General features: G+C 64.4%; 11 protein-coding genes. 3 read left to right on the forward strand and 8 right to left on the reverse strand.

Features of this window, described 5'->3' with window-relative positions; translation table 11 throughout:
* Positions 1-17: 17 nt before the first annotated feature.
* The 8 genes from A5745_RS20555 to A5745_RS20590 all read right to left on the reverse strand — a co-directional run bounded on the left by A5745_RS20555 (position 18) and on the right by A5745_RS20590 (position 9,643).
* Positions 18-1,445, reverse strand: a complete 1,428-nt coding sequence (locus A5745_RS20555) for an MCE family protein (RefSeq protein ID WP_076059060.1) — start codon at positions 1,443-1,445, stop codon at positions 18-20.
* On the reverse strand, positions 1,442-2,560 hold the full coding sequence (locus A5745_RS20560; RefSeq protein WP_076059155.1) for an MCE family protein: 1,119 nt from the start codon (positions 2,558-2,560) through the stop codon (positions 1,442-1,444). Before A5745_RS20560 ends, A5745_RS20555 begins: the two co-directional genes overlap by 4 nt.
* Positions 2,560-3,582, reverse strand: a complete 1,023-nt coding sequence (locus tag A5745_RS20565) for an MCE family protein (RefSeq protein WP_076059058.1) — start codon at positions 3,580-3,582, stop codon at positions 2,560-2,562. The genes A5745_RS20560 and A5745_RS20565 overlap by 1 nt, the downstream gene beginning before the upstream one ends.
* The gene (locus A5745_RS20570; protein ID WP_076118525.1) at positions 3,579-4,850 is read right to left on the reverse strand and encodes an MCE family protein; all 1,272 of its coding nucleotides are present in this window, start codon (positions 4,848-4,850) and stop codon (positions 3,579-3,581) included. The genes A5745_RS20565 and A5745_RS20570 overlap by 4 nt, the downstream gene beginning before the upstream one ends.
* 19 nt (positions 4,851-4,869) lie before the next feature.
* Complete coding sequence (locus A5745_RS20575; protein WP_076059055.1) at positions 4,870-5,715, reverse strand: ABC transporter permease; 846 nt, start codon at positions 5,713-5,715, stop codon at positions 4,870-4,872.
* A 10-nt stretch (positions 5,716-5,725) separates the two neighbouring features.
* The gene (locus A5745_RS20580) at positions 5,726-6,544 is read right to left on the reverse strand and encodes an ABC transporter permease (protein WP_076059053.1); all 819 of its coding nucleotides are present in this window, start codon (positions 6,542-6,544) and stop codon (positions 5,726-5,728) included.
* Positions 6,545-6,938: 394 nt separating this feature from the next.
* Complete coding sequence (locus A5745_RS20585) at positions 6,939-8,144, reverse strand: CaiB/BaiF CoA-transferase family protein (protein ID WP_076059051.1); 1,206 nt, start codon at positions 8,142-8,144, stop codon at positions 6,939-6,941.
* Positions 8,141-9,643, reverse strand: a complete 1,503-nt coding sequence (locus A5745_RS20590; RefSeq protein ID WP_076118527.1) for an aldehyde dehydrogenase family protein — start codon at positions 9,641-9,643, stop codon at positions 8,141-8,143. Before A5745_RS20590 ends, A5745_RS20585 begins: the two co-directional genes overlap by 4 nt.
* Positions 9,644-9,909: 266 nt before the next feature.
* Between A5745_RS20590 and A5745_RS20595 the strand changes: the two genes are divergently transcribed.
* The 3 genes from A5745_RS20595 to A5745_RS20605 are packed head-to-tail and all read left to right on the forward strand — an operon-like array spanning position 9,910 to position 12,216.
* Positions 9,910-10,611 carry an SDR family NAD(P)-dependent oxidoreductase gene (locus A5745_RS20595; protein ID WP_076059048.1) on the forward strand — a complete coding sequence of 234 codons (702 nt, stop codon included), beginning with the start codon at positions 9,910-9,912 and terminating at the stop codon, positions 10,609-10,611.
* 30 nt (positions 10,612-10,641) lie between these two features.
* The gene (locus tag A5745_RS20600; protein WP_076059046.1) at positions 10,642-10,839 is read left to right on the forward strand and encodes a ferredoxin; all 198 of its coding nucleotides are present in this window, start codon (positions 10,642-10,644) and stop codon (positions 10,837-10,839) included.
* Between the two features lie 12 nt (positions 10,840-10,851).
* Positions 10,852-12,216, forward strand: coding sequence for a cytochrome P450 (locus A5745_RS20605; protein ID WP_076059044.1), 1,365 nt, complete (start codon positions 10,852-10,854; stop codon positions 12,214-12,216).
* Positions 12,217-12,245: the final 29 nt, after the last annotated feature.

Below are 12,245 nucleotides of genomic sequence, written 5' to 3' on the forward strand. Positions count from 1 at the left end.
GGCCGATACCCGGGCGATCATTGCTGCGGCCCTTCACCCGGCAGCAGCATGCCCGACACGCTCGCCGGCGCCGGCGGCGGTGGCGGCGGTTCCATCGGTGTCGACGGCGGGGGCGGCAGCGGCATCGCGGCGCCCGGTATCGGCGCCGGCGGCACCGCCCCAGGCGGTCCGACGGGATCACCCGGCAGGCCGGTGTAGGCCGACACCGCGGGCGGGATCTCGGGTGGTCCGGGTTTCGGGCCCTCGCCGCCGGGGGCCAGGCGCTGTTCGGTGTAGATGATCTTGGAAGGGTCGATCGACTTCTGCAGGAATATGTTGACGGGAATCGGCAGATTGTTGAAGTTGAGCAGCCGCAGCCCGGGACCGAGGAACAGTGAGCACAGCTTGCCGGTTTCGACGGAGGTGACGCTCTCGATGGCGCCGATTTGCGTGCAACCCGGAATCCCCGGCACTACAGGCAAAATACCCGCCCACGTGGGGTTCGCGAAATCCATGATCCCGAACCCGCCCACGATGGTTCCGGTGTCGGCGTTGTAGTCGTTGAAGAAGTTGCCGAGCGCGTTCGGCGAGGTGTGCAGAATGTTTTCCAGGGCCATGCGCTTATCGACCAGAATCTGGGTGACATCGGCCAACCGGGCGATCTGCTCGCTGGTCTGATTGCGAGTCCCGGCGATGAATCGCTGCACCTCGCCGACCGCCGTCGACAGATCGGTCAGCGCCGCGTCCAACTCGGATTTGCTGTCGTCGACCACGCTGGTGAGGGTGGCCAGACGGTCGTTGAACTGCACGAGCTGGATGTTGCTGTCGCGCAGCGCCGTTACGAAAGTCTGCAGACCTTTGATGATGTCAACGATGTTGCCGCTGCCGTTGGCGAGGATCCGGCCGACCCCGGACAATTGACCGAGTGTTTGCCGCAGCTTGTCGCCGTTGCCCTCGAGTGCATTGGCGGCGCTGTCGATGAACCGGCCCACCGACGTGCCCGATACCCCACTCTTGGGTCCCAAATCCGTTGCCAGCCGCATCAATTGGGTTTTGACCTCGTCCCACTCGACAGGCACCGCGGTGCGTTCGACCGGTATCACCGCGCCGTCCCGCATGACCGGGCCGCTGTTCCGGTAGGCCGGTGAGAGCTGGACGTAGCGGGCGGCCACCAGGTTCGAGGCGACGACGATCGCTTTCGCGTCCGCCGGGATGGGCACGTCGCGGTCCACCTTGAGGACCATCTTGGCCTGTGTCCCCTGCGGCTGAATGGATTTGATGTTGCCGACTTTGACACCCGAGACCCGCACCTCGTCATTGGGGTAGATCGCGGTGGCGGTGGTGAAATATGCGGTGATCGTCTTTGGGCCAAAGAACGTATTACGAATGAGCACGGCCGCGCCGGCGACGATGAGCCCGACCAGGACGACCGCCGTGATGGCCGCCAGCCTGTTGCGCCGGATCATTGCGATCCCCCGATCCGCCCGCCCAACGTGCAGCCAGGGCACACGGGAATACCGTTGTACGGCCAGGGAATCAGCGTCCGAGGTACCGGCGAGGGGTAGCCGGGACCGCGAGCCGTGTCGAAGGTGCGGAATCCCCAGAGGTATTCCATGAATACCCCGAAGATTTGCGGGGTCGTAACGTTCGGGACGAACGCTGAGTAGGCGTACATGCTCGAGATCGCCTCACCGACCGTGATCTCGAATTTAGCAAGACCCGGCAGCGCTTTGCTGATGTTGTCGCGGTTCTTTTCCAGCATCGCCAGCACCGAATTCAGCCTCTCCAGCGTCGGCGCCAGCTTGCTTTCGTTGTCGTGCACCAATCCCGTCAGCTGCTTGGCGACGGCCGACGTGTTGGCCAGCAAGTCCACGATCTCCTGTCGGCGCGCCACCAGGACTTGGAGCAGATCGTCGGAGTTCAGGATGAGCTTGTTGACCTGCTGGCTGCGGTCGGACAATATTCGGCTGACGTCGGCGGCACTCTTGAATAGCTCGCCCAGGGACTTGTTGCGGCCGTTGAGGGTGCGGGATAACCGGGTGAGTCCGTCGAAGGCCGGCCCCAATTGGGGTGCGATCTGGTCGAGCGTCGCCGACAGCGTGTCCAACGACTGATTCAGCGTCGCGGTGTTGGTTTCGGCGGTGTTCGATGTGAAGTCGCTAACCGCTTCCGTCAGCGAGTACGGCGAGGACGTGCGCGAGACCGGAATGACCGCCATCGGATGCATCGTGCTGCTGCCGGCAGACTCCAGTGTCAGCATCCGGGCGCCCAGCAGCGTGTCGGTGCGGATGTGCGCGGTGGTTTCCGATCCGAGCAGGATGTTGCCCTTCATCGCGAACGTCACCAGCGCATCGCCGTTGCGCAGCGAAATATTCGACACCGAGCCGACTTTCACCCCCGACACCGTCACGGCGTTGCCCACCGCGAGGCCGCCCGCTTCAGAAAACAGCGCCTGGTAGCGAACCATCGTCGCCCATGAGATGAACCGGTCGGGCGACAGGCCCACCAGGATCACCAGCACGATCAAGATCGCGCCGATGAATCCGGCCTTGATGAGCCCAGCTCCGCGATACTTAAGCATCAGGGTTCCGTGCACCTTCCAGCGTCTGACCTGAACAAGGGAGCTACCACCGTCTTGCCGTTAAGATCGGTGCCGCGCAGCTCTAACATGCAGATGTAGTACGGGATGGTGGCGCCGGCTACGCCGAGTCGGACCAGTTTGCGGTAGTTCTTTGGGGCCTTAGCGATCGCGGTGTCGAGGCGGTCCCTGTCGTTATCGAGTATCGGCGCCAGCCGACTCAGTTGGTCGATGGTGCCGGACAGCGGAGGCCGCGCGTTCGTCAGCAGATCCGCCAGCGAGGCCGTTCCGTTGTCCAACGCGTCGATCGCGGACCCAATGGTGTTGCGGTCGTCCGAGAGCCCACTGACAAGCCGCTGCAGGCGATCGATTGCGGCCGAAAAGTTGCCGCCCTCCTTGTCGATGTACGACACCACGGTGTTGAGGTTGTCGATCAGTTGCTGCACGGTTTGATCGTTGTCGGCCAAGGCGTTCGAAAACGACGTCGTCTTGGCGAACAGCGACTCAAGAGTCCCCCCCTCACCCTGAAAGACCTGCAACAACGCGGAGGTGAGCGCGTTGACATCTTGCGCATTCAGGCCCTGGATCACCGGTTTCAGCCCCCCGAGCAGCAGATCAAGGTCAAGCGCCGGCGCGGTGCGGTCGAGGGGAATCTGACCGCCGGCCGGCAGCCGCCTGGTCGAGCCCGGGCCATCGACGAGTTCGAGGTAGCGATCGCCGACCAGGTTGAGGTAACGCACCGCCGCCCTGGTGCCCTCGGTGAGGACGATGTTGCGGTCGGCGTCGAACTTCACCACAACTTTTTTGTCCGGCCGCAGCGAAACGCCGTTGACGGTGCCCACCCGGATCCCGGCGACCCGCACCGACTGTCCCGTTTTGAGGCGCGACACGTCGGTGAACACCGCCGAATACCCGGTCGTCGAACCCGTCCGGTACTGGCCGAAGATGAAGAACAGGAAGGCGGTCAGCATCGCCATCACGACGGCGAAGATCGCGAACTTGATCAGCGTGGCGCGCGTTCTCATCCGGGCATTCCAACCATTGCGGAGTTGCGCGGGGGGCCGGCGATCGGCCCGTACAGCAGCTGTTTGAGAAGGTCGGAGTTGATCAGCACCTGTGGGTTTCCGTACCCCACCGGGTTGGCACCGATATCGGCAATCAGTTGCTTCGGATTGGTGTTGAACGGGAGCTGCGGCAGGCCCATGCATTGCGGCCCGCCCGTCGCCGCAACCTTCGGCAGGTTCGTCGGATACCGATAACGTTCGCCGCCCCACGTGAGACTCGCCGAGATGTTGATGCTCGGTTCCGACAACGGCGGGAAGTGCGAGTCCCGTGCGAGCCCGCCGAAAGCGCAGGTGAGTGCCTCGTGGTACTCGTTGGTCAGATCGGTGGTCGGCACCAGAAGATGCAGCGCACTGGTGAGCGGTTTGCGGTTCGTCGACAAGACGTCATTTCCGATGTCGGCCAAGCCAATCGCACTGATCAGCAATGCATCCAGGTTGCGCTGCTCATCGACGATCGTCTGGCTGATCCGCGTCGCGTTGGCTGCGGTCTTCACCAGGTCCGGCGCCGCGTCGGCATATGCGTTGGACACCGCCGGTAACACTGCGAGGTCATGGCTCAACGCTGGAAGGCTCGGCTCATATTTGGCCAGAAACGAATCCAAGTCGGAGAGCGATTGGCCAAGCTGTGCGCCCCGCCCGCTGAACGCTTTTGCCAGCGCGCCCAGACTCTCGTTGAGTTTCGGCGGGTCGATCTGGGCCAGCACCGAAACCAATTGCTGGAACACGGTGTTGATTTCGACCATGACGTGCTGGCCCTGCAGCGTCTGGCCGGCGTGTAGCCGCAGCGCCGAGGGCTGGTCGGGGGGCACCAGCTCGACGGACTTCGCGCCGAAGACCGTCGATGACGTGATGTTGACGAGCACGTTGCCGGGAATGTATTTCAAGTCCGACGGATTCATCGCCAAGTGAATAGCCGCTTTGCCGTCCGGCAGCGACTCGATCGATGCGACCTTGCCCACCTGCACGCCGCGCATCTTGACCTTGGCGTCCGGGTTCATGACGAGGCCGGCGCGTTGCGAAATCACAGTCACCGGAACGGTTTCGGTGAAGCCGCCCTGAAACAGCGTTATCGCCACGGCGAAAATCGCGCAGATGATCGCGACGGTCAGCAGTCCGAGCAGGGGTGGCATGTAGCTGCGCGGCCCCACCCGACGGGTTGGCCCGAGATGGGCGGTGCGCGGGGGCCGGCCGCCGATTGAACCGCGACCCGCTGGCACGTTCTGCGTCACTGCCGTCCCACCTCCTTCACTACCCGGACAGGTTGAAGTTGCCGTTGCTACCGTAAATAGACAGCGAGACCAGCAGCGTTACCGACACCACGACGATGAGCGAGGTGCGCACCGCGTTACCGGTCGCTTGGCCGACGCCGGCAGGTCCACCGGCGGCGAAATAGCCGTAGTACGTATGTATCAGCAAGATCGTGATCGCCATCAGCGCGGCCTGTAGGAACGACCACAACAGGTCGATCGGGTTCAAGAAGGTCGAGAAGTAGTGCTGGTACAAGCCCTCCGACTGGCCGAACAAGTACGTGGTGGTGAACTGGCTGGCTAGGAACGACAGGATGACGGCGATGCAATACAGCGGCGTGATCGCGATCATGCCGGCCAGGATCCGAGTGCTCACCAAATACGAAATCGGGCGAATGGCCATGGCTTCCAGTGCATCGATCTCTTCGTTGATCCGCATCGCACCCAGCTGAGCGGTGACCCCGGCACCAAAGGTTGCGGCCAGGCCGATCCCCGCGACGACAGGAGCCGCGATGCGCACATTGATGAAGGCGGCCAAAAAACCGGTCAGCGCCTCGATGCCGATGTTGCCCAGCGAGCTGAAACCCTGAACGGCCAGCGTGCCACCGGCGGCCAGCGTCAAAAAGCCGACAATCACGACGGTTCCGCCGATCATCGCCAAAGTGCCTGCGCCCATGCTGATCTCGGCGATCAGGCGGATCACTTCGCGCCGGTAGTGCACAGCGGCAAACGGCATCCCGCCCAGCGCCTTGCCGTAGAACTGGGTGTGGTCGCCGACCCGCCCCAACGAGGCGACCGGCCTCTCGAGTTGGCGGGTTAATCGCGGATATGCAGCCCTCAGCGCCACCGGCAGCCCCCTACTTCGCCGTCATCTTGATGCCGATCGCGGTGACGACCACGTTGACGACGAACAGGGACATGAAGGCATACACCACGGTTTCGTTCACCGCGTTGCCGACCGCCTTGGCGCCCCCGCCGGAGATGATCAGGCCGCGGTAGCAGGCGACCAACCCGGCGATGAGGCCGAAAAGCGCTGCCTTGACACAGGAAATGATCACCTCGGGCACCCCGGTGAGCAAGGTGATGCCCGCGGCGAAAGCGCCGGGATTGACGTCTTGGACAAATACCGAGAAGACGTAGCCGCCGACAATACCGATGATGACGACCAGGCTGTTCAGCAACAGGGCGACCAACCCCGAGGCCAGCATGCGCGGAGTCACCAGGCGCTGAACGGGATTGATGCCCAAGACCTCCATCGCGTCGATCTCCTCGCGGATGGTTCGCGAACCGAGGTCCGCGCACATGGCCGTGGAGCCGGCGCCGGCGACGATCAACACGGTCACCAACGGGCCGACCTGGGTGACAGCGCCGAAAGCGGCGCCCGCACCGGACAGGTCCGCGGCGCCAAGTTCACGCAACAGGATGTTGAGGGTGAAGCTGACCAGGACGGTAAACGGAATGGCGACCAACAACGTCGGCATCAGCGCGACCCGCGCGACGAACCAAGACTGTTCCAAGAACTCGCGTGCCTGGAACGGTCGCCGGAAGGCAAACTTGATCGCTTCCGCAGACATCGCGAAAAGACCACCGACCGACTGCATCGGCCCAGAAAGGTTCCTTGTCAGCCTCAGCTGGGGAAGCCCCGGTGACCAGCGGTCGTCGCTCCTATCTGCCATCGGGCTCAGTTCCTTTCAGAATTACGAGACCGATAGTCTTGTTCTTGCGCGCCGCCTCCGGTAAGTTCGGCTGAACCAAGGATTTCGGAGGGGGCCCAGCGGAGACGAAATGCTCAGCGGGCAGCCACATTCCGGCATTTTGCTCCTGCGCGACGGCCGCTACCATCCTCACGCCACTCCTCCGTTCTGTCGCGTGAGTTGGCGCTCCAAAACGGAACCGCCCGGCCACGGCCACTCGTCTTGTAGCGTCCGGCGATTATGCCTCATGCCGCGTCCAGGCGGAATGGAAAATGCATAACCGTTATCGGGCAGGCTTTAGGCACGGCCCGCGCGTAACGTGGCTGCGCCTCAACAAAAACGACGTTCGGCTCATGCATTCCAGTCAGCTCCGGTGTTAGGTGACGGCGCCGGCCGTCTTGAGTTCGATGATGCGGTCCCAGTCGAGCCCGGTTTCCATCAAGATCTCGTCGGTCTGCTCGGCGAATCCGGGCGCCGGCCCCGTCTGCGGCGGAGCGACATCGAACTGAACCGGATTGGCGACGAGTTCGAGTTCGCCTGCGCGCACTAGATACTCGTTCGCGCGGATCTGCGCGTCCTCGGCGGCCTGCAGGGTGTCCTGCACCGGCGCCCACGGTCCCGCGAGTGTGGCAAAGCGTTCGCTCCACTCGGCAAGCGTGCGGGTGGCGATGACCTTGGTCAAGATCTCGACCGCATCTGGCGTATTAGCGGCGATTTTCTCGACGGTGGCGAAGCGCGGATCGTCGGCCAGTTCGGGCCTCTCGATATGCCGGCAGACGTCGCCCCAGAACTTGGTCGGTTGCATCATCACGAAGGATATGTAGCGGCCGTCGGACGTCGCGTACAGCCCGACTAATGGATTATTGGGCGCACCGTGCACGCCGGGCGGTGGCGCCTCCAGTCGCTGGCCGAGGTGCTTTGTCAACGCCACCGTGTGGCCCATCGACCACAGGCCGCTGCCCAGCAGGGAGACGTCGACGACGGATGGCTCCCCGGTGCGCTCGCGCTTGAGCAGCGCCGCGGCAATGCCACCGGCGAGGTTGGTGCCGGAGATGGTGTCGCCGTAGGCCGGGCCGGGCGGCGCGATCATGCCGGGCATCCCCGCGGGCGTGATCGTGGCGGCGGTTCCGGCGCGACACCAAAAGGCGGTCATGTCGTAGCCGCCCTTGGTCGCCTCCCCGCCGCGCGGGCCGAGCGCGCTGCCCCGCGCGTAGATGATCGCCGGGTTCACCGCCCGGATGTCGTCGACGTCGATGCCGAACTTCTGCCGTGCGCCGGGCAGGAAACTGGTCAGGAAGACATCGGATCGGCGCGCCAGTTCGTACAGCACTTCCTTGCCCTCGGGCACCGACATATCCAACCCGATGCTGCGCTTCCCACGATTGGCGTGCTCGATGTTGGGATTCGGGTCGCCCTCCACGCGCAACATGCCGGTCTGCCGAAGCCCACGCTGCGGATCGCCGGTGACGGCGTGCTCGACCTTGATCACCTCGGCGCCCCACTCCGCCAGCACGGCGCCCGCCGATGGAACGAACCCGTACATGGCGACTTCCAGGACACGGATGCCCTCCAGCGGCCTCATGCGGGAGCCCCCGAGGGAACGGCAAAAGTCTTGCGCTCCAAGAACTCTTCGAGCCCGGCGACACCCATCTCGCGCCCGACGCCGGACTGCTTGAACCCCCCGAACGGGCTGTCCGCACCGAAGTAGTTGCCCCCGTTGACGGAAAACGATCCGGCGCGGATGCGGCGTGCCACCGCGAGTGCCCGGTCTTGGTCGCGACTGAAGACGGCGCCGGCCAGACCGTAGATCGAGTTGTTCGCGATGCGCACCGCGTCGTCGTCGTCATCGAATGCGATGACGACGAGCACCGGCCCGAAGACCTCGTCCTGAGCGATCTCGCTGTCGGGGTCGACGTTGGTGAGCAACGTGGGCGCGTAGAAATAGCCGGGATCCAGCCGCTTGCCGCCGGTGACCAGGGTCGCCCCTGCGGCGACGGCGCGCTGGACCATGCCGTCGACCTTGTCGCGCTGGCGCTCGTTGATCAGCGGTCCCATCAACGTCTTCGGATGGGCCGGGTCACCGTGGCGCACCTTGGCGAAGTTGGCCGCGATCAGGTCGACGATCTCGTCATGGTGCGACTTGGGGACTAGCAGCCGGGACGTGAGCGCGCAGCCCTGCCCGGCGTGAGTGACCATGCTGAACGCCGCGAACATGCTGGCGCTGGCGAAGTCGGCGTCGTCGAGCATGATCACCGCCGACTTGCCACCCAACTCCAAAAAGACGCGTTTGACGGTCTCGCTCGCGGCGGCCATGATCTTGCGGCCAACTGCGGTCGACCCGGTGAAGGTCACTACGTCGACGTCCGGGCTGGTGGTCAGCGCGGGTCCGACAGCGGGATCCGACGAGCTGAGCACGTTCACCACACCGGCCGGGATGTCGGTGTGATTGACGATCAATTCACCCAGCGCCAGGGTCACCAGCGGGGTGTCCGGCGCGCCCTTGAGTACCACCGTGCATCCGGCGGCAAGCGCCGGCGCCAGCTTGGCCAGCGCGAGCTGGTTCGGATAGTTGTAGGCGATGATGGCGGCGACGACTCCCGCGGCTTCCTTCTCCACCCAGCGGTGATGCAGCATGCCCCGCGATTCCTTCTCGCCGAGGTCTTCGCAGAACTGATAGTTGCGCAGCAAGTCCGCATAGAAGCGCACGAGGCCGATCGGCTCGTCGAGCTGAGCGCCGTGAGTCAGTGCGCGGGTGGCGCCGACCTCGGCAATGGTCAGCTCGCGCAACTCGTCGGCGTGGTCGGTCAGTGCCTGATGCAGCTGGTCGAGGCAGCGGATGCGCAGCTCGACGTCGGTCGACCAGCTCGTGGTGTCGAACGCCCTGCGGGCCGCCGCGATCGCCGCTTCGGCCTCCCCTATGCCGGCGTCCGGCGCATTCCCGAGGACCTCACCGGTCGCGGGATTGATCGACGGGAATGTCTTGTCCGCAGCGACGAGCCGGCCGTCGATCAACAGCCGCCGGTCGGCCTGTGACTCGGGCGCGACGTCCGCACTGGTCGACACCGTGTCCTGCGCTGGCATTCGGCTCCCTGTGGTTACGGTCGCGAAAATTTCATTCTCTTCCCGGGCGAATCTTACATTCGAGTCTCGAGAATTCAAGAAAGTCTCAGGATTCAGGTGCACCTGCTGACCAGCGGCGCAATTCGACAGGCGTCGAGCTTCGGCGCAGGCCGACGGGGGTTTCCGCGACATCTTGCACCCCGCTCTCGCGCGAGAGTAAGGTTCTCATAATCGTAAGGGAGATTCTTTGTGGATGAGACGGCGCAGGCCGCAGTGACGGCGTCGGCATGAAGACCGCGGTGGTCACCGGTGGTGGATCCGGCATTGGCCTGGCCGTCGCGCATCGGCTCCGCGCCGACGGTCTCGACGTCGCGACCATCGACCTCAGGCCGTCCGACACCGATCTCTCCTTCACCGCCGACGTGACGGACCGCGGCCAGGTGGACGCCGCGCTGTCGGCGATCCGCGCCCGGCTTGGGCCGGTGACGGTTCTGGTCAACGCCGCGGGCCTAGACGGGTTCAAGCGGTTCAACAACATCACGTTCGAAGACTGGCGCCGCGTGATCGACGTCAACCTCAACGGGGTTTTCCACACCATTCAGGCGGTGCTGCCGGACATGGTGGAGGCCGGGTGGGGGCGGATCGTCAACATCTCGTCGTCGAGTACGCATTCGGGCGCGCCCTACATGAGTCACTACGTGGCGGCCAAATCCGCGGTCAACGGGCTCACCAAGTCGCTAGCACTCGAGTACGGGCCCAGCGGCATCACGGTCAACGCCGTGCCGCCCGGTTTCATCGACACCCCGATGCTGCGCAGCGCCGAAAAGCACGGGTACCTGGGCAACATCGAGGAGACCATCGCCCGCACCCCCGTGCGCCGGATGGGCAAGCCGGAAGACATCGCGGCGGCGTGCGCCTTCCTGGTATCCGAGGAAGCCGGCTACATCACCGGCCAGATATTGGGCGTCAACGGCGGCCGAAACACCTGACCGCACCACCCAATCCGTGGAGGAGACACCGTGAAGGTCTGGGTTGATTCCGAACGATGCCAGGGCCACACCCTGTGCTCGATGATTGCCCCGGATTCGTTCGAGCTCAGCGACATCGACGGAAGTTCGTCGGCGATCGACGAAATCGTGCCGGCCGAACATCAGGGCCGGGTCCGCGAAGCCGCGCAATCCTGTCCCGAGCAGGCCATCATCGTCACGGATGAATAAGGGAGACAGCGCTTGAGTGTCGACGACGTCGTCAGCGACAGCGATCGCAAGAAAAAGAGCTATCACTTCGATCGGCATTCCGCGGAGTACCGCTCACGGTTCAAGACGATCACCGAGGAGATGCACGCCAAGTGCCCGATGGCGTGGAGCGACACCTACGGCGGGCATTGGGTCGCCGCGGGCAGCCACGAGGTTTTCGAGCTCGCCCGCTGCCCCGCGGTGTCGAACGACCACGACGTCAACGGCGAACGCCGTGGCTACAAAGGCATTTCGATCCCGACGGCCAGCCGCATCAACGGGGTGCGCGGCGGCATCCTGGAGATGGACGACCCAGAGCATCGCACCTACCGCACCGTCCTCAACCCCTACCTGTCGCCGGCCGCGGTCAAGCGCTGGGCGCCCTTCGTCGACGACGTGACGCGGGCCTGCCTCGACGAGAAGATCGAACAAGGCCGCATCGACTTCGTCGACGACCTGGCCAACATCGTGCCCGCCGTGCTGACGCTGGCGATGCTGGGCATTCCGCTGAAGCGATGGAAGATGTACAGCGAGCCCGTTCACGCCGCGGTGTACACACCCGAACACTCCCCGGATATCCAGCGTGTCACCGAGATGCACCGGCAGATGGGGCTTGACCTGGTCAACAGCATGATCGAGATCCGCGACAACCCGCGGCCCGGCCTCGTCAATGCCCTCGTCGAGATGCGGATCGACGGCGAGCCCGCTCCCGATCTGGAAATCCTGGGCAACCTCGGACTGGTCATCGGCGGCGGCTTCGACACCACGACGGCCCTCACCGCGCACTCGCTTGAATGGCTGTCCGAAAACCCGGACGAGCGGGAACGGCTGCGGCACAACCGCGATACCCTGCTCGACCCCGCGACCGAGGAGTTCTTGCGCTACTTCACCCCGGCACCCGGTGACGGCCGGACCTTCTCCGACGACGTCGAGCTCGACGGCAATCGCTTCAAAGAAGGTGAGCGGCTGTGGATTTCGTGGGCGATGGCCAACCGCGACCCGTCGGTATTCGCCGAACCGGACAAGATCATCCTCGACCGCAAAGGCAACCGGCACTTCAGCTTCGGCATCGGCGTGCACCGCTGCATCGGATCCAACGTGGCGCGGACCGTCTTCAAATCCATGTTGACCGCCGTCCTGGACCGCATGCCCGACTACCGCTGCGACCCCGACGGCGCCGTCCACTACGAGACCATCGGGGTAATCCAGGGCATGCGCAAGCTGCCGGCCAGCTTCACACCCGGCCCCAGGGTCGGCGCCGGGCTCGACGAGACCCTCGACAAGCTGCAACGCATCTGTGACGAGCAAGAGCTCGCTAGGCCGGTAACCGAACGGAAGGAAGCCGCGGTAATCGACTGAGCCTTCCAGGGCAGCGTGTCCTGGCGTTA

It is taken from the genome of Mycobacterium sp. IS-2888 (genome assembly GCF_001954215.1).
Lineage (GTDB): Bacteria > Actinomycetota > Actinomycetes > Mycobacteriales > Mycobacteriaceae > Mycobacterium.